Origin of the sequence: Acidovorax sp. JMULE5 (assembly GCF_013376875.1) — a bacterium.
Classification (GTDB): domain Bacteria; phylum Pseudomonadota; class Gammaproteobacteria; order Burkholderiales; family Burkholderiaceae_C; genus Acidovorax; species Acidovorax facilis.
Map to the genome: position 1 here is coordinate 2,046,043 of NZ_CP035951.1, position 16,659 is coordinate 2,062,701.

A 16,659-nucleotide genomic window follows, 5' to 3' on the forward strand; every position below is an offset into this window, starting at 1 on the left:
GGCCGCCGCGCAAGGGCCGCCCCGCCGCGCAAGGGCCGCCCCGCCGCGCTGGCGGCGTCCCCCTTCCCGCGCAAAGCGCGAGAGAAGAGGGAAGCGACGAAGTCGCTCAGGGGGTTGTTGTTCATCCTACGCGTTGATGGGGCGCTTCAGACGCACTTCTTCGATCTTGACGCCCCCCACCACAGCCGTCTTGGCGGTGGAGAGTTCGCGCTTGAAGCCCGCCAGTTCGTGGAACCGGATGGCGCGCTCGTTGCGCAGCGGCACCCAAGCCGTAACGTTGGTGCAACCTTCTTCCTGCAGGCCGTCGCGGGCAGCATCCCACAGAGCCAGACCCACGCCTTGGTTCCAGTGGGTAGGTGCGGCGTAGATGGCCCAGATTTCACCAGTGGTGGGGCGGGATTTTTCATCGCGCGAGCGGTCGTAGCCGACAAAACCGACGATCTTCTCGCCGTCCACGGCCACCTGGACCTGGGGCTCGCAATATTCAATGGCCTCGCGCCAGTAAGCCTGGCGTTTTTCGACCGACATGGATTTCAACTGCTCGTCTGGCACCAGCCCTTTGTAGACCTCTTGGGCTGAGACGGTATGGATCTGGGCAATGGCTTTGGCATCGCGAAGCGTGGCGGGACGAACCTGGATACTGGACATGAAAAAACCGAACGAAAACAGGGAAAGAAAAAACGAAAGGACCGGCATTGTCGCCGCAAACGGTTTTTCCCCCTGTCCGGCCCCCTCGCAAACCCTCTGTGGGCCCCTCTCAAATGCCTGTGTACATAGCATTGCGGCGCCGGTAAAGCGGCTGCCGCTGCGGGCTGCGCCGCAAGGCAACGCCCAGCAGCGGGCGCCAAGCAGGATCTCAGGCCAGCACCATGGAGCCCGAGAGCGTAGTCCCCGCCGCACCAGCTGCCGCCGCTGCACGCTGCACCAGCGCGCGCTTGTTACGGGGGCGCGGCACATGCACGGCCGGAGGCGCGCCGTTGATGGCCGAGAGCCCCAGCACCAGCGTGACGGTGCGCGAACACCCTTCCTCGCGCTCGTCGCTCGCATAGGCGCGGTAGCTGCCGTTGCCTTGCCCGTGGCGGCGCTGCACCGTGTGGAAAGCCACACGCACGCCGCTGACGCGGTGGCCCCCAAAAGGCAGCACGCGCAGCCGCGCATCGCAGTCCAGCGCCAGCCCCAGATTGCCATCGCGGTTGATGAGATCGGTGCGGATGGCTCGCCATGTCTGCCCCTCGTCCATCGAAAACTGCCAGGTGCCTGCCTGGGCGTCCAGGTGCTCGATCACCACGCCAGCCGACGCCTGCGTGCCCGGACAGTTGTCTTCCACGATCTGGGCCAGCGTGTTGCCCCCCAGCCCCGTGCTGCCCTGCGGCGAAGCGATGGCCCCCGGTCGTCGTTCGCCGTGGTGGCGGGACACATCGGAAGCGGCTGAACCTGGGTGAAGTGCATTGGCAGTCATGGGAAACCCTTTGAAAAACGAAGGTTGCGCATTGATGGATGGTTGGTACGCACCCCCTCAGGTGCTTTTCAATGCTTGACGGAAAGTCTAGAAAGTGCACAACGGAGCGTCCATCGCACAAATGGACTAGTCCGCAACAGTGTGTTGTGCGCAATACTTGCTCATGACTTACGCAAAACAGAGCTCAGGCAAACGGTTCGTCCCAAGGCAAGGCGGGTGTTGCATCCCGGTTTGCGCCGGGGCTGTTGCTGTATGACTGCCCGCCTTTTGCTGGTGGACGACCACAACCTGTTCCGCACCGGGCTGCGCCTGATCGTGCAGGACCACCCCCGCGTGGGCACGATTGCCGAGGCGGGCTCGATTGCCGAAGCCTGCGCGCTGCAGCTGGCCGACGCCGACCTGGTGCTGCTGGACATTCAGCTGCCCGGCATGAGCGGCCTGGATGGGCTGCGCCTGTTGCGCCAGGCCTGCCCCCGGGCGCGCATCGTGCTGGTCTCGGCCAGCGTGGCGCCCGATGCGATCCATGAAGCACGCGCCCGGGGCGCCGATGGTTTCCTGCCCAAATCCGCCAGCGCCGAAGACATCTTGGAGGCCATTTCGTGCGCCTTGTCGGGGCAGCCGTGTTTTCCGATCAACAGCGGCAACAGCGCCACCACGCGCGGGCCAGACACGCCGTCGCTGACAGCTCGCCAGCTCGACGTGCTGTCACTGCTGTGCACCGGCAAGCCCAACAAGGTCATCGCACGCGACCTGGGCCTGAGCGAAAACACCGTGCGTGTGCACGTGGCGGCCATCTTTGCGCAGCTGGGCGTCAACAGTCGCAGCGCCGCCTTGCTGGCGGCCCAGCGCCTCGGCCTGTCCACCCCCCAGCTCCATGACTCCCTCTGAGGCCCTGCCGGTGCAGCCGGATGCCGCCCAGCCCCCCACCCGCTGGGGATGGCCGGCGTGGGAGCGCGATGAGGTGCTGCGCGAGCAGGTGGCCCTGCTGCGGCACAACTTTCCGATGACGCTGCTCGCGTCGCTGGCCACTGCACTGGGCACGCTTTGGGTTATGGCGCGGGTGGTCGAGCCACAGGCCATTGCCCTGTGGGTGGTGTCACACGCGCTGGTGGTGGCGGGTGTGTATCTCACCTTGCGCAGCATTGCACCGTTTGCAGACCCTGCACCGCAGGCGGCGCGCAAGCTGATCACCTGCATGGCCGCCATGGGGCTGAGCTGGGGCAGCCTGGGATATGTGGTGCTCGGCTGGGGCACCCCCGAGAGTGTGATCTACGCCATCGGCATCATCAGCACCGTGTCGTCCGGCGCGCTGGGGCTGGGCGCCCCGCTGTACCGCGCGTATGTGACCTACCTTACCTGCGCCATTGGCGGCGTGATGATGGCAGTGGGGCTGGCCGGTGGGCCTGTGTTGTGGCCTGCGCTGTTTCTCACCGGTGTCTATTACGCGCTGACCTGCATGCAGGCTCGCACCGCCGACCGGGCCACACGGCGCAGCATTGCGCTCAAGCTGGAAAACGACCGGCTGGTGAACCAGTTGCGCGCCGAATCGCAACGCGCCCTCGCGGCCCAGGAGGCCGCCGAGAAGGCCGACCGCGACAAATCCCGTTTCCTGGCCGCTGCCAGCCACGACCTGCGCCAACCCTTGCATGCGATGGGCCTGTTCCTCGAATCGCTGCAGCGCAGCCCGCTCAACGACCACCAGCTCACCGTGCTGGGGCACGCCCATGCCGCCTCGGGCGCGGCGGCCGAGATGCTGACCACCCTGCTCGACTATTCGCGGCTGGAAGCCGGTGTGGTGAAGGTTCGGCCCGATGCCTTTGCCGTGCAGCCGCTGCTGACGGCGCTGGAGCAGGAGTTCGGCGTACAGGCCGACACGGCGGGGCTGGTGTACCGTACACGGGAGACGTCGGCAGCCGCCTATGCCGACCGCTCGCTGGTCGGTCTGGTCATGCACAACTTCATCTCCAACGCGCTGCGCTACACCGCCAAAGGCGGTGTGCTGATTGCTTGCCGCACGCGCGGCAAGCGCCTGGCGCTGGAGGTCTGGGACACGGGGCCGGGCATCCCCCGGAGCCAGTGGGACAACATCTTCAAGGAGTTCCACCAGCTCGGAAACCCCGAGCGCGACCGCCGCAAAGGTCTGGGGCTGGGGCTGGCCATCGTGCAGCGACTTGCGCGCGAGATGAACACCTCGGTCGAGGTGCTGTCGCAGCCGGGGCGGGGTTCGGTGTTCCGGCTGTGGCTTGACCGCTGGCAGGGTGCGCTGGAGGACGACACCGCGCCTGCGCCCGATACCGTCAGCCTCGTGGGCCTGAAGGTGCTGGCCATTGACGACGATGAGGCCGTGCGCCTCGGCATGCAATCGCTGCTGCACAGCTGGGGCTGCCAGTGCATCACCGCAGAGTCGAGCGCCGATGCGCTCGAATGCCTGGAAGACATCACACCCGACATCATCATCACGGACTTCCGCCTGCGCCACGAAGAGACCGGCAAGCAGGTGCTGCAGGCCCTGCGCGCCTACCTGGGCACCAGCGTGCCCGCCATCATCATGACGGGCGACACATCCCCCCAGCGCCTGCGCGATGCGCAGTCCACCTCGGCCCTGCTCCTGCACAAGCCGGTGTCTACAGGCCAGCTGCGCGATGCCATGGTGCAGCTCATCACCCAGCCGCAGCCCGTGCCACCGGACAGCATGCCACAGGACGACGACGAGGGGACGGCTACAACCAGCGCCGCAGCAGCCCCATGACCTGGTCAAACCGGGCGCCATAGGGCGGGTAGAACAGCGAGCCCATGGACCAGCGCGACTGCACCAGCACCGACTTCTGGTGGCAAAAACGCAGGAAGCCTTGCTCGCCGTGGTAGGCGCCCCAGCCACTGTCACCCACGCCGCCAAAGGGCAAGTTGTCGTGCGCAATGTGCATCAGCGTGTCGTTCACCGTCACGCCGCCGCTCACGGTGCGGCGCAGCACATCGTCGCGCACGGCCTCGCTCTGGCCAAACCAGTACAGCGCCAGCGGGCGCGGCCCGGCATTGATGTGGGCGATGGCATCGTCCAGCCGTTCGTAAGAGATCACGGGCAGGATGGGGCCAAAAATCTCTTCCTGCATGAGCTGCATCTGCGACGTAGCGCCAAACACCAGCGTGGGCAGCATCTGGCGGCTGGCGCCGTCGCCCAGCGTGCCCACCGTGTTCACAACGGGCTTGCCAGCAGCGGGGTCAATGGTCTGCACTTCGGCCCCCTGCGTCTGGGCCTGCTGCAGCATGGTGCGCAGGCGGGCGTGGTGGCGCGGCGTGATGATGGACGCGTAGTCGGCGTTGCCCTCGATGGTGGGAAACAGGCGCGCCACGGCAGCCCGGTAGGCCTGGGCAAACTCACCCTCGCGGCCGCGCGGCAGCAGCACATAGTCGGGAGCAATGCAGGTTTGCCCTGCGTTGAGCAGCTTGCCGTGCGCAATCTTGAGCGCCGCATCCGCCATGTCGCAGTGGCCGTCGATGATGCAGGGCGACTTGCCACCCAACTCCAGCGTGGTGGGTGTCAGGTTCTGCGCCGCCGCCTGGGCCACCTTGCGGCCCACGGCGGTCGAGCCGGTAAACACCAGATGATCGAAGGGCAGGGAGGCAAACAGGGCCGACAGGTTGGCATCGCCCTGCACCACACAGAACTCGTCGGGTGAAAAAAACTGTGCCACCAGCAACGCCAGCTGGGCCGAGGTGTGGGGTGTCAGCTCGCTGGGCTTGAGCATCACGCGGTTGCCCGCCGCCAGCGCCGTGATGGCGGGCGCCAGGGCCAGCTGCACCGGGTAGTTCCACGGGGCAATCACGCCCACCACGCCCAGCGGCTGGCGCTGGATGTGCGCACTGGCGGGCTGCAGGAAGATGGGCGTGCGAACCTTGCGGGGCTTCATCCACTTCGCCAGGTGACTCAGCGTATGCGACAGCAGGGTGCGCAGCACAAAGAAGTCGGCCACCTCGGTCAGGCGTGGCGAGCGCATGCCAAAGTCGGCCTGCACGGCCGCTGCCAGCACCGGGCCATGCTCGTTGAGCATCTTGGAGATGCGCAGCAGCCGCTCGCGGCGCACCAGCAGTGGCACATCCACATGCGCGCGGCTGGCCTGGCGTTGAAGATCGAAATGGGCGTGGATATCGGCGGGTGTCATGGTTGGATCATAGAAGACACCCCGACAGGCGCGTCACGAAAAAAGCAGAGGCGACACCGGTGCAGGTGCCCTGTGGCTCGGCGCTGGATGGGGCATGGTGCGGGGCAGCGCCCGGTCAGAAACGCCCCTTCAGCGCACTTCGCGCGCCTCGACGTCGGTGACCTCAGCGGCGCCAGGCAGGATGCCACCTCGGCGCGATGCTGCGGTCTCTTCGCTGGCGTCAGGCGCCGCTGGCGCGGCGCCACGGCGGCCCGAGGACCAGCGCTCGGTAGAGCGAAACACCGTGCTGAAGCCCGTGCGCGGGTCCATGCGCATCACCCACGGGGTCACGGGGCGGCCAGTCAGGCGAGCCCAGCCCGCGCGCAATGCCCAGACCAGCGCGAGCACCATCACCGCCACCAGCAGGCTGGCAAACAGCACCAAGCCCATGGCGACGACCACTACCCGCAGCAAAAGGCGCACAACGCCCGCAACAAAATCATTCAAACGTCACCTCTCCTTCACATCTGGGAAGAGGGGAAAAGGGGTTACACCCTTTTCCCCTGGTCCCGATCAACCCTGCGGCGCGGCGCTGAACTGGAACACCCCCGGTTCCAGCACCGGGTTCACGCTCACAGCGATCACGCTCTTGGGAGGGAACTGTCCTTCCAACAGCAGCTTGGACAGCGGGTTCTCAATGCGCTGCTGGATCGCCCGCTTGAGCGGCCGCGCACCAAATACCGGGTCGAACCCCACCTTGGCCAATTCTGCCAAGGCAGCATCGGACACCTGCAACTCCAAATCCATCTTCGCCAGCCGGGTTTGCAGCAGTTGCAGCTGGATCTTGGCGATGGAGGCGATGTGCTGCGCATCGAGCGCGTGAAACACCACGGTCTCGTCGATGCGGTTCAAAAACTCGGGCCGGAAGTGGTTCTTGAGCTCGCCCCACACCGCATCCTTGATGTCGTCAGAGTCCTGCCCAACCATGGCCTGGATCAGGTGCGAGCCGATGTTGCTCGTCATCACGATCACCGTGTTCTTGAAGTCCACGGTGCGGCCCTGTCCGTCCGTCAGACGGCCATCGTCCAGCACCTGCAGCAGCACGTTGAACACGTCGGGGTGGGCCTTTTCCACCTCGTCGAGCAGCAGCACGCTGTAGGGCTTGCGGCGCACGGCCTCGGTCAGGTAGCCACCCTCCTCGTAGCCCACGTAACCGGGCGGCGCGCCGATCAGGCGGGCCACGGAGTGCTTCTCCATGAACTCGCTCATGTCGATGCGGATCAGGTGGTCCTCGCTGTCGAACAGAAAGCCCGCCAGCGCCTTGCACAGCTCGGTCTTGCCCACGCCCGTGGGGCCCAGGAACAGGAAGGAGCCCGTGGGCCGGTTCGGGTCACTCAGGCCCGAGCGCGAGCGGCGGATGGCGTTGGCCACCGCAGCAATCGCCTCTTGCTGGCCCACCACGCGCTCGTGCAGCTTGGTCTCCATCTGCAAGAGTTTGTCCTTTTCGCCCTGCATCATCTTGGCCACGGGGATGCCCGTGGCGCGGCTCACCACCTCGGCAATTTCTTCGGCGCCCACCTGCGTGCGCAGCAGGCGGCGTGTGGCGGGTGCGCCGTCCTTGCCAGCCTCTTGTGCCTGGGCTTCTTTGAGCTGCTTTTCCAACTCTGGCAGCTTGCCGTATTGCAGCTCGGCCACCTTGTTGAAGTCGCCCTTGCGGGTGAATTCTTCGATCTGGAATTTGAGCTTGTCGATGGCCTCGCGCACATGCGCGCTACCCTGCGCCTGGGCTTTTTCGGACTGCCAGATTTCGTCGTAGTCGGCGATTTCCTTTTGCAGCTTGGTGATCTCTTCCTCGATGAGCGCAAAGCGCTTTTGCGAGGATTCGTCCTTCTCGCGGCGCACCGCTTCGCGCTCGATCTGCAGCTGGATCAGGCGGCGGTCGAGCTTGTCCATCACCTCGGGCTTGGAGTCCATTTCGATCTTGATCTTGGACGCCGCCTCGTCAATAAGGTCAATCGCCTTGTCGGGCAAAAAGCGGTCGGTGATGTAGCGGTGGCTCAGCTCGGCGGCAGCCACGATGGCCGGGTCGGTGATGTCCACGCCATGGTGCACTTCGTACTTTTCCTGCAGGCCGCGCAGGATGGCGATGGTGGCCTCCACCGTGGGCTCGCCCACCAGAATCTTTTGAAAGCGCCGCTCCAGCGCTGCGTCTTTTTCGATGTACTTGCGGTACTCGTCGAGCGTGGTGGCGCCCACGCAGTGCAGCTCGCCACGGGCCAGCGCGGGCTTGAGCATGTTGCCCGCGTCCATCGCGCCCTCGCCCTTGCCTGCGCCCACCATGGTGTGCAGCTCGTCGATGAAGACAATGGTCTGGCCTTCGTCCTTGGCCAGCTCATTCAGCACGCTTTTGAGGCGCTCTTCAAACTCGCCACGGAACTTGGCGCCTGCGAGCAACGCAGCCATGTCGAGCGACAGCACGCGCTTGCCCTTGAGGCTTTCGGGCACCTCACCGGCCACGATGCGCTGGGCCAGGCCCTCGACGATGGCAGTCTTGCCCACACCGGGTTCGCCGATGAGCACGGGGTTGTTCTTGGTGCGGCGCTGCAGCACCTGGATGGCGCGGCGGATTTCATCGTCGCGGCCGATCACGGGGTCAAGCTTGCCCAGCCGGGCGCGCTCGGTCAGGTCCATGCAGTATTTGGCCAGGGCGCCGCGCTGGCCTTCGGCCTCGGCGCTGTCCATCTTCTGGCCGCCGCGCACGGCTTCAATGGCGGCCTCCAGGCTCTTGCGGGTGAGGCCGTTGTCCTTGGCAATCTTGGCGGCCTCGCCCTTGCTGTCGATCACGGCCAGCAAAAACAGCTCGCTGGCAATGAACTGGTCGCCGCGCTTGATGGCCTCTTTCTCCGTGGCCTGCAGCACACGGCCCAGCTCGGGGCCGCCTTGCACCTGGTCATTGCCCTGCACCTGCGGCAGGCGCTTGACGGCGGCTTCCGCCGCTGCCAGCAGGCCGGGTACGTTGGCGCCCGCACGCTGCAGCAGCGCCTTGGGTCCGTCGTCCTGCTTGAGCATGGCCACGAGCATGTGCACGGGCTCGATGTAGGCGTGGTCGTTGCCCAGCGCAATGCTCTGTGCATCGCTCAGGGCTTCCTGGAACTTGGTGGTGAATTTGTCGAGACGCATGTGGATGTCCTCCGAATTGCGCTGCACTTGGGGCAAATCTTCTGGAATTTCAAGACGACGCCCCAGCGCGGGCCTTGCGCCAGATCAATCCTCGCCCAGGCGCCCTGATGCCTTGAACCGATTCATTTGACTACCGCCGGCTCAGACCGCCTGCGCTGAGCCCGCAAAGCAAAAAAGCGCAGGCGGTATTCCGCCTGCGCTTTTTAGGGTCCACCAGGAATTACTTGGCGGGAACGACGATCACGGTATCGCCCTTTTTGCCATCGGCTCCCGTATCGCCCGTGGCACCGGTAGCGCCGGTGGAACCCTTGGCACCGTCATAACCGGCAGCACCCGAGGAACCGGTGGCGCCAGTGGCACCCGTTTCGCCCGCAGGGCCGGGAACGGCCACCGTGGCACCGGTCGAGCCGGTTGCGCCCGTGGCGCCAGCAGGGCCTGCCGGGCCCGGGACCACGACCACGGGGGCAGCAGCGGGAGGGGCCACAACCGTTTTCTCGCAAGCGGCAAGACCAAAAGTAACGATAAGTGCAGCGAGCAGCAGGGATTTTTTCATGGGAAGCCTTGTAGGAGATGAAGCGCACGCGATGATGAAACTGTGCGGAGAGTTTCTTTCTGGCTGCAACTGTGGCGTTCAACAGTCACTGCCAGCGGTAGCGCTAATTTATCGATGCCCCCCCTGCCGCCTTGTAGGACGGCCCGACGACTGCTTGTGGTTCCTGGCGATGCCTCACCGCAACCCAGTGAGCCGACGAAGTCCTGGTGCAGCCGAAACCTTCCATCCACCCCATTCACAATCACTACAAAATTTATAGCTACTAGCGCTTTACCAATAATCGCTAGCGGCCAATATTGCTCAAAATCTTGTTTGAGCCACCGCTCCAACAAACCGCGCAGACGTGCGTCGGCCGCCCCGCAACGCCAGCAGCCCCAGCAGCGCGGCCAGCCCACCCAGGCCCCAGGTCGACAGGGTGGGGATGGCCGCCGGGCTGGGCGCCAGCAGCACGGGGACCACCGGGTCGTTGATGGTGCCGTCCTGCGCGCCAAAGCTGTTGTCGCCCCAGCCGCCGTCCGTCACGTCGTAGGTCACGGTGTTGCCGCTGATCTGCAGGTTCACGGGGTCGTAGTAGCGGCTGGACAAGGGGCTGTCGGGTGTGGGGCCGTACTTCTTCACCGTGAAGCCCGTGAGGTCTGGAAAGGTCACCGCCACACGCACCGTCTCACCCGGCTGGCAGTTGATGAGCCGCAGGCGGAACGCCCCGTGCGGCAAAGTGGCGCCGGGGTACGGCGCCGGTGCCGCCACCGGGCCGGTGCCCGCCAGGTCCAGCTGGCAACCCGCGCTGCCATCCACCACGCCCACGTTGACCGGCCCCGACCCGGTGTTCGTGGGTGTGGGCAGGGTTTCAAATCGCGCCTGCACCGTGCAGGCAGCCGTCACCGCCGCCGTGGTGTAGGTGCTGCCCGCCAACGCGCCGCCGCAGCCCGTGACGGCGGCAATGCGGTAGCCCGCAGTGGGGGCGATGGTGAAACTGCCCACCTGGCCTTCGGTCACGTTGACGACCCCGGCGGGGCTGATGCTGCCGCCGCCCCCCGCCGTGGCAGTGACAGCATGCTGGGGAGCTTGCCCGCGTTCGACGGTGACGGTGTAGGTGCGCCGGGCCACGCCGTTCTGGGCCAGCACCTCCACCTGGATGACACTGGAACCCACCGCCAGCGGCAGCGGCGCAGTTGCCGCGCCACTGGTCACCGGCACTCCATTGACCGTGATGGACGCCCCAGCCTGGGCTGCGACGGGGGTGAGTGACAGTTGAGCCACCCCATGCGGCACCGTGACGGTATAAGCCGTGACGCCGCCCGCAAAGGCCGGGCTGAGCGCCCCCTGGGACAGCGCCAGCGACGCGAGCGCAGCATTGGGGGATGGGGATGCATTCATCAGCACAGCGACGCCCCCGTTGCCGTTGGCCATAGCGATGTCGGTCAGGCCGTCCCCGTTGAAGTCGGCCATCACCATCTGCTCGGGCGTGCCGCCCCCATACCGCAAGAATGCGCCCCCCAGCCCGCCGGGCGCCCCCTGGCCGCGCATGATGGCAAGCTCGCCCGAGGTTGCGTCAGCAGCCACCACATCAGGCGCACCATCGCCGTCAAAGTCGAAAGAAGCGAGAACGCTGGCCGCGATCCCGGGGTTATAGATCCCGGCAACGCTCAACGGCTGCCACTGCGTTGAGATCAGCGATGCGATCTGCGTACCTCCAGATGTAAACACACCCGATTGGCCAGCCTGGCTCCACCCGGCGACAGCCCTGAGGGCCCCAATGCCCACGGGCAGATAAGTGGGATCCTGTGGAACCGGGCTGGCAGAGGACCCCGATCCGGCAGTCAACCCGGTTCCTACCGTACCCGCCGATGTGGCGGCCACAAGGTCGGCAAGGCCATCCTGGTTGACATCCAGGGAAGTGAACCCCGTCACGTTGTCCCACGTCGACATGTTCAGCTGCTCGATAGTGCCCTGCGGGCTCACGCCCACCCACCTGATGCCTTCGTAAACGCCTGCCGTCTCCAGCGCCCATACGGCTGCGTACGCAGGTTTGCCGGGGCCCTGAAAGGAGCCCATCGTCACCGACATCGGTGCCAGGGCAATGAAGGACTGCTGCCCGGCCGAAGTGAAGCCGCCGAACCCATTGCCGAGGAAAACCATGACCGTCGAATCGGTCTCGTTCACCACGGCCAAGTCCGCATGCCCATCGCCATTGAGGTCGCCCGCTGCCAGGGAGCTTGGGCCCGCCCCAGTCTCAAGCCGGGTGCGGTAGTCAAATGCGCCCGTGCCGTCGCCGCGCAGGATCCAGACTGAATCTTCATCACGGTGGATCACGGCGAGGTCAGCGCGACCGTCCTCATCGAAATCGGCGGTCGCTATCGCCCGGATATAGCGCTCGGGGTCTGCGTAACTGCGCGCTGCAGCGAATTGGCCCGCGCCATCTCCACGCAGATAGACCAGATGGCCGCCCTGGCCGCCCTGGTCGTTCGACACGACGATGTCCGGATGCCCATCACGGTTGAAATCGGCCACCACCGGTCTACGCACATCCTCGCCAACGGCGTATTCCTGGGTCTGTAAGCTGAACCTGCCACCGGCAAGGCCCGGCACGACCAGCACCGTGCCGCTGTAACGGGACAACACCAGGTCGGGAAAGCCATCGCCCGTGACATCCACGATCTGCCCGCCGCTGAAGCGCCCATAGGCTATACCCACGTTTTTGCGCGAGAAGCCTCCTTGCCCGTCTCCGATCAGGAGGACAGGGCTGGTGAAACTGTTCTGCACCAGCGCAAGGATGTCCTGGTGGCCATCGCCATCGGCGTCACCGACCGCCACAAACGGGGCATCCTCATCGCCGGTCAGGCGCTGCGAGGCCGCAAAACCGCCCGCACCGTTTCCGAGCATCAGAAACACACCATCGCCGGAGCCCAGAACGACATCGGCAAATCCGTCCTCGTTCCAGTCGCCAGAGACGATGTGCCGAGCTTGAATACTCAGCCCGATGCTGGTGCCGGGACGCGCGTCAAAACGCCCGCTTCCGTCGCCCCACAGAATAAAAATACCGCGTGCCGACCACCCCCCGGTAATAGCAATGGCCAGGTCGAGCCGCCCATCGCCATCGAAGTCCGACACCGTCAGGCCGGTCGGGTTGGGGCCCACGGCAAAGGCGACCGCAGCGGACAAGCCGCCATTGCCGTCCCCCAGGCGGACCACCACGTTCCCGTTATTGAAACTGGTCACGGCCACATCCAGATGCCCGTCACCATTGAAATCGGCCGCCACCAAACCGTAGGGAGCCCCGCCCATGCTGAATACACCCGCCTCGGAAAAGCCTGCAGTGTCCCCGGTGCTGAGCAAAATTTTGACGCTACCGCCCGAATAATCGACCACCGCAAGGTCGGGTCGGCCATCTTCGTTGAAATCGCCTGCCGCCACCTCCGTGGGCCATCCCCCCAGGCGCAAGCTGGTCGCGGCCACAAAAGACAGGTCTGCCCGCGCCTGTCCCGCGACCGCCAGGCACACGCTGAAGACGGCCAGGCAAAACCACCCCGCGCGCCGCAGTGCTTGCGCTACACATGCCATGAAGAACTCCTCCCTGTTCAGGCCCTATCTGGGCAGGAGGCGATTCTCGAAATGGACGTGGCTGCGCACAAGTCCAAACATTGCATCGATCTGGATGCACCTCCCTGACAGGAGGAGTAGGCGTACCTCCAATACCCCTGGGAGCGGGGCTGCAGCGATTCAGGCGTTGTTCGCCACGATGCCCCAGCGCGCCAGCGCCGCATCGTCGCTCACCCGCGCATCCACCCAGCGCGCGCCCTGGGCGGTTTCTTCCTTCTTCCAGAACGGCGCCTGGGTCTTGAGGTAGTCCATCAAGAACTCGCAGGCCTGAAAACTCTGGCCCCGGTGGGCACTGGTCACCGCCACCAGCACGATCTGGTCGAGCGGCTGCAGCAGGCCCACGCGGTGGATCACGCGGGCGCCAAAAATATCGAAGCGCCGAAAGGCCTCGTCCACCATGGCTTCGATGGATTTTTCGGTCATGCCGGGGTAGTGCTCCAGCTCCATGGACGACACCTGGTCGCCCTCGTTGCGATCCCGCACTGTGCCCATAAAGCTGCACACTGCGCCGATGCCTTTGTTTTCGCGGCGCAGCGCAGCGACTTCGGTGGACAGGTCGAAGTCCTCGGTCTGGATGGAAACGCGGGGCAGGGTCATGGCAAAAAACTCTCTACGGGGCGTGTGGAAGTCAGACAAAAAGAGTCTTCAGGGCGAGCGGTGCAACCGGGGCGCGGCCAGCAGGGCACGCGCTTCTTCCACCACCTTGTTCAACTGCGCCAGTGCGGGCGACGGAGGCAACTGGGCCAGCAGGGTCTGCAAGCGCGTGACGTCACCGACGGTGGGCGCGACCTTGATCTGTGCGATGGCGGCGGGCAGGTTGCCGCCCCGGACCAGCGCCAGCACCTTGGTGGGCCATTCACTTTTGTTGCGTGCCATAAATAGGTCAAAAGGTTTGTCTGTACGATTCGCCCGCACTGTACCCGCACTTGCTCGCACCACAGCCACCCCTGCACCTTAAGCCCATGGCCACACAAACGATTCAGACCGCTCATTACAAGCTCTACCCGTCCCCGCGCAATACGGTCCGCAACGTGTTCGAGCACCAGGTGTTCGTGCCCCACCCCTACGCCCTCATCGACCTGGATGTGATGGAGCTGGCGGGCAAAACCACCCTGTTTGGCGCCTGCCGCCTGTCGGACATGAAAATGGGCCAGGTGGTGACCTTTGAGTTGGCGTCCGACCAGGCCAAGTTCGAGCGCCTGTTCACGCCGGACTGAATCAGCAACCCTGCACCGCAACACGCCCCATGGACCTGCAAGAATCCTTCGAGGCGCTCGACTCCCGAGCCCCGGACACCTATGCCCAGGCCGTAGAGGCCTATTGCGACGGCATTTTGCGGCTGCACTGGAACGAGCGCCTCATCAACAAGATCTTTGGCCGGGCACTCCAGTCGCATGCGGCGGGGCGGCTGGTGGTGCAGCACTACCAATGGCAATTGCGGGGGGCTCCCCGGCCCACACTGGCACTGCTGCAGCGGCGCATGCCCGGGGGTGCGCGCACGCTGGCCACGTTCTTTGCGGTGCTGCGCCTTGCCGGTATGGTGGCGGTGGACATTGACCCCGACGACCGCCGGGTGCGCTACCTGGTGCCCACCCCCGGCTGCTGGACGGCCTGCGCACCTGGGTGCGGCACCACCTGCACTGCGCTGAGGCCCTGGGCGCCCTGCCCCCAGGCCATGCACAGCGGCTGGACAGCGATACGGACTACTTTGCCGCCTTTTTGGCCGGGGCCGACCACATCCTGGATCGCCTGGCCGAAACCCGGGGCCGGTTTGGCGGCTGGGACTGGTTTGACCAGCGCGACGGCGGTGGCCGCATTGCCATGCTGCTGTTGCGCGAACACTGCCGGGTGCACCGCCCTGGAGAAGAAGGGTCCACGCCGTTTCCCCTGCGGGCCAGCGAGCTTGCGCAGCGCCTGGGTTTTTCGCACTCGCATGTGCGCAACCTGGTCAATGAAGCCACAGCGCAGGGCCACCTCACCCAGGACGCGCCCCGGGGCCTCGTCGCGCTCACACCCCGCTTTCAGGCGGAGCTGCAAATCTGGCTGCAGCACCTGCTGGGCTGGTTTGCAGAGACAGCGGCCATGGCGCAGCACCACCTGCAAGCCCGCTCACAAGCACCCACGCACAATAAGGCCGCTGGTGTGCACAACCCCTGACTGCACCGCTCTGGCGGGCTTTTTAACTGCCCCCGAACCGCGCCCACCACCCAACAAGCCATGTACGACGACAACCAGATCCACGTGCCGCCCTCCTTCATGGCGGTGTACACCGACACCCGAGGGCGCCTGACGGAAAAGGCGGACGGCGTGCGCGCCCGCTACGAACTGTGCGAAGACCTGGCAGGCCACCTGGTGGAGCACGCGCAGACGCTGTACCACGTGCAGGCGCCTTCCGAGACCGAGATCCTGCAGCGCATCCACGCGGGGCTGTGCACGGCCGAATCTGGCGTGGCGGTGGCCGAAGCGACATGGATCGTCACCCGGCTGGCCGAGCTGCTGGTGTGGCAATGCCCCGTGCTGGTTCCGCTGCAGCCTGAATCTGCAGCCGACGCGGCCCAGCCACCGCAGGCAGGCTGACCAACCTTGGGACACGGTGGGCGCTTGGCTATACTGCGGCCCATGTCCACGCACACCCCCTTTGCCATGACCGCCGCACTTGCGGTGGCGTTGCAGTGCGTGGGCAAAACCAAAAAACCAGAGCTCATCTGACCGGAGCTGTGGTTCCGTCCGGATGAGCGACGGAACCACCTGGTAGAGAAATTTCCTTTTCTCGTTTCACTCCCCGGCATTCCGCGCGCGCTCCCTCCGGACGGTTCTTCCCCTGGTCGAACCCTGAAAGGACGCTTCGCATGTCTGCCACCGATACCGCTACCTCCCACCAGCCGCTGTTCAGCGGGCTCTGGATCGCCTTGGTCACACCGTTCAAGGACGGCGCCGTGGACCACCCGGCCCTTGCCGCCCTCACCACCCGGCTGCGTGCCGACGGCGTTGCGGGCTTCGTTGCCTGCGGCTCGACCGGTGAGGCCGCAGCCCTCGACAAGGCCGAGCAACTGCAGGTACTGGAGACCGTGCTCGGCGCCGCCCAGGGTTTGCCCGTGGTGATGGGCGTATCGGGCTACCACCAGGGCCAGGTGCTGGAACAGGTGCGGACCCTTGCACACTACCCGGTTGCAGGTCTGCTGGTGTCCGCCCCGCACTACATCCGCCCCTCGCAGGAGGGCCTGCTGCACTGGTTCCGCACCCTGGCCGACGCCAGCGCGGTGCCCCTGCTGATCTACGACATTCCGTACCGCACGGGCGCCACGCTCACCACCGAAACGCTGCTGGCGCTGGCGGCGCATCCGCGCATAGAGGCCATCAAGGACTGTGGCGGCAACACGGCCAAGACGCAGGCCCTGATCGCCGATGGACGGCTGCAGGTGCTGACCGGTGAAGACGCGCAGATCTTCCATACGCTGGCCCTCGGCGGCGCAGGCGCCATCTCTGCCTGTGCACACTGGCAGACGCCGCGTTTTGTGGAGTTGATCGCGTTGCTGCGCTCAGGCGACCTGTCCGCAGCACGCCCGGTGTGGCAAGCCTTGCAGCCCTGGGTGGACGCATGTTTTGCCGAACCCAACCCGGCCCCGCTCAAGGCCATGCTGGCGCATGCAGGGTGGATGCGCAGCGAACTGCGCGCGCCGATGATGCCGGCCTCGGAGGCGCTGCAAGATCGTTTGAAGGCGCTTTGA

Annotated in this window: 15 protein-coding genes; 6 read left to right on the forward strand and 9 right to left on the reverse strand. The window is 65.6% G+C overall.

Features of this window, described 5'->3' with window-relative positions:
* Positions 1 to 126 precede the first annotated feature (126 nt).
* Together EXV95_RS09175 and EXV95_RS09180 are read right to left on the reverse strand one after the other, a co-directional pair.
* Complete coding sequence (locus EXV95_RS09175; protein WP_055393295.1) at positions 127 to 648, reverse strand: GNAT family N-acetyltransferase; 522 nt, start codon at positions 646 to 648, stop codon at positions 127 to 129.
* Between the two features lie 208 nt (positions 649 to 856).
* Positions 857 to 1,459, reverse strand: a complete 603-nt coding sequence (locus EXV95_RS09180; protein WP_176886592.1) for a hypothetical protein — start codon at positions 1,457 to 1,459, stop codon at positions 857 to 859.
* 252 nt (positions 1,460 to 1,711) lie between these two features.
* On the opposite strand from EXV95_RS09180, the gene EXV95_RS09185 reads away from it, so the two are divergent.
* The gene (locus EXV95_RS09185; protein WP_055393190.1) at positions 1,712 to 2,347 is read left to right on the forward strand and encodes a response regulator transcription factor; all 636 of its coding nucleotides are present in this window, start codon (positions 1,712 to 1,714) and stop codon (positions 2,345 to 2,347) included.
* Positions 2,334 to 4,208: a hybrid sensor histidine kinase/response regulator gene (locus tag EXV95_RS09190; RefSeq protein WP_176886593.1), complete on the forward strand. Its 1,875-nt coding sequence runs from the start codon at positions 2,334 to 2,336 to the stop codon at positions 4,206 to 4,208. Before EXV95_RS09185 ends, EXV95_RS09190 begins: the two co-directional genes overlap by 14 nt.
* Here EXV95_RS09190 and EXV95_RS09195 read toward each other — a convergent pair.
* From EXV95_RS09195 to EXV95_RS09225, 7 genes are all read right to left on the reverse strand, one after another.
* Positions 4,180 to 5,619, reverse strand: coding sequence for a coniferyl aldehyde dehydrogenase (locus tag EXV95_RS09195; protein ID WP_176886594.1), 1,440 nt, complete (start codon positions 5,617 to 5,619; stop codon positions 4,180 to 4,182). The genes EXV95_RS09190 and EXV95_RS09195 overlap by 29 nt on opposite strands.
* 129 nt (positions 5,620 to 5,748) lie before the next feature.
* The gene (locus EXV95_RS09200; RefSeq protein ID WP_055393184.1) at positions 5,749 to 6,105 is read right to left on the reverse strand and encodes a hypothetical protein; all 357 of its coding nucleotides are present in this window, start codon (positions 6,103 to 6,105) and stop codon (positions 5,749 to 5,751) included.
* A gap of 66 nt (positions 6,106 to 6,171) precedes the next feature.
* Positions 6,172 to 8,778, reverse strand: coding sequence for an ATP-dependent chaperone ClpB (gene clpB, locus EXV95_RS09205; RefSeq protein WP_176886595.1), 2,607 nt, complete (start codon positions 8,776 to 8,778; stop codon positions 6,172 to 6,174).
* Between the two features lie 220 nt (positions 8,779 to 8,998).
* A complete protein-coding gene (locus tag EXV95_RS09210; RefSeq protein WP_176886596.1) occupies positions 8,999 to 9,331 on the reverse strand; it encodes a collagen-like protein in 333 nt (110 codons plus the stop codon).
* A 300-nt stretch (positions 9,332 to 9,631) separates the two neighbouring features.
* Positions 9,632 to 12,892: an IPTL-CTERM sorting domain-containing protein gene (locus tag EXV95_RS09215; protein ID WP_176886597.1), complete on the reverse strand. Its 3,261-nt coding sequence runs from the start codon at positions 12,890 to 12,892 to the stop codon at positions 9,632 to 9,634.
* A gap of 159 nt (positions 12,893 to 13,051) precedes the next feature.
* The gene (locus EXV95_RS09220; protein WP_176886598.1) at positions 13,052 to 13,528 is read right to left on the reverse strand and encodes a molybdenum cofactor biosynthesis protein MoaE; all 477 of its coding nucleotides are present in this window, start codon (positions 13,526 to 13,528) and stop codon (positions 13,052 to 13,054) included.
* A gap of 48 nt (positions 13,529 to 13,576) precedes the next feature.
* Positions 13,577 to 13,807 carry a hypothetical protein gene (locus EXV95_RS09225; protein WP_176886599.1) on the reverse strand — a complete coding sequence of 77 codons (231 nt, stop codon included), beginning with the start codon at positions 13,805 to 13,807 and terminating at the stop codon, positions 13,577 to 13,579.
* Positions 13,808 to 13,893: 86 nt separating this feature from the next.
* Here EXV95_RS09225 and EXV95_RS09230 point away from each other — a divergent pair, with 86 nt between their 5' ends.
* The 4 genes from EXV95_RS09230 (at position 13,894) to dapA (ending at position 16,659) form a co-directional block, all read left to right on the forward strand.
* On the forward strand, positions 13,894 to 14,148 hold the full coding sequence (locus tag EXV95_RS09230; RefSeq protein WP_055393174.1) for a hypothetical protein: 255 nt from the start codon (positions 13,894 to 13,896) through the stop codon (positions 14,146 to 14,148).
* A 406-nt stretch (positions 14,149 to 14,554) separates the two neighbouring features.
* Positions 14,555 to 15,088, forward strand: coding sequence for a hypothetical protein (locus EXV95_RS24895; protein ID WP_255484971.1), 534 nt, complete (start codon positions 14,555 to 14,557; stop codon positions 15,086 to 15,088).
* A 60-nt stretch (positions 15,089 to 15,148) separates the two neighbouring features.
* Positions 15,149 to 15,508, forward strand: coding sequence for a hypothetical protein (locus EXV95_RS09240; protein ID WP_176886600.1), 360 nt, complete (start codon positions 15,149 to 15,151; stop codon positions 15,506 to 15,508).
* A gap of 272 nt (positions 15,509 to 15,780) precedes the next feature.
* Positions 15,781 to 16,659: a 4-hydroxy-tetrahydrodipicolinate synthase gene (gene dapA / locus EXV95_RS09245; protein WP_176886601.1), complete on the forward strand. Its 879-nt coding sequence runs from the start codon at positions 15,781 to 15,783 to the stop codon at positions 16,657 to 16,659.

Coding starts and splice junctions, on each gene's coding strand:
- EXV95_RS09175 (WP_055393295.1), bottom strand. CDS start 648: ATGTCCAGTATCCAGGTTCGTCCCGCCACGCTTCGCGATGCCAAAGCC.
- EXV95_RS09180 (WP_176886592.1), bottom strand. CDS start 1,459: ATGACTGCCAATGCACTTCACCCAGGTTCAGCCGCTTCCGATGTGTCC.
- EXV95_RS09185 (WP_055393190.1), top strand. CDS start 1,712: ATGACTGCCCGCCTTTTGCTGGTGGACGACCACAACCTGTTCCGCACC.
- EXV95_RS09190 (WP_176886593.1), top strand. CDS start 2,334: ATGACTCCCTCTGAGGCCCTGCCGGTGCAGCCGGATGCCGCCCAGCCC.
- EXV95_RS09195 (WP_176886594.1), bottom strand. CDS start 5,619: ATGACACCCGCCGATATCCACGCCCATTTCGATCTTCAACGCCAGGCC.
- clpB (WP_176886595.1), bottom strand. CDS start 8,778: ATGCGTCTCGACAAATTCACCACCAAGTTCCAGGAAGCCCTGAGCGAT.
- EXV95_RS09210 (WP_176886596.1), bottom strand. CDS start 9,331: ATGAAAAAATCCCTGCTGCTCGCTGCACTTATCGTTACTTTTGGTCTT.
- EXV95_RS09215 (WP_176886597.1), bottom strand. CDS start 12,892: ATGGCATGTGTAGCGCAAGCACTGCGGCGCGCGGGGTGGTTTTGCCTG.
- EXV95_RS09220 (WP_176886598.1), bottom strand. CDS start 13,528: ATGACCCTGCCCCGCGTTTCCATCCAGACCGAGGACTTCGACCTGTCC.
- EXV95_RS09225 (WP_176886599.1), bottom strand. CDS start 13,807: ATGGCACGCAACAAAAGTGAATGGCCCACCAAGGTGCTGGCGCTGGTC.
- EXV95_RS09230 (WP_055393174.1), top strand. CDS start 13,894: ATGGCCACACAAACGATTCAGACCGCTCATTACAAGCTCTACCCGTCC.
- EXV95_RS09240 (WP_176886600.1), top strand. CDS start 15,149: ATGTACGACGACAACCAGATCCACGTGCCGCCCTCCTTCATGGCGGTG.
- dapA (WP_176886601.1), top strand. CDS start 15,781: ATGTCTGCCACCGATACCGCTACCTCCCACCAGCCGCTGTTCAGCGGG.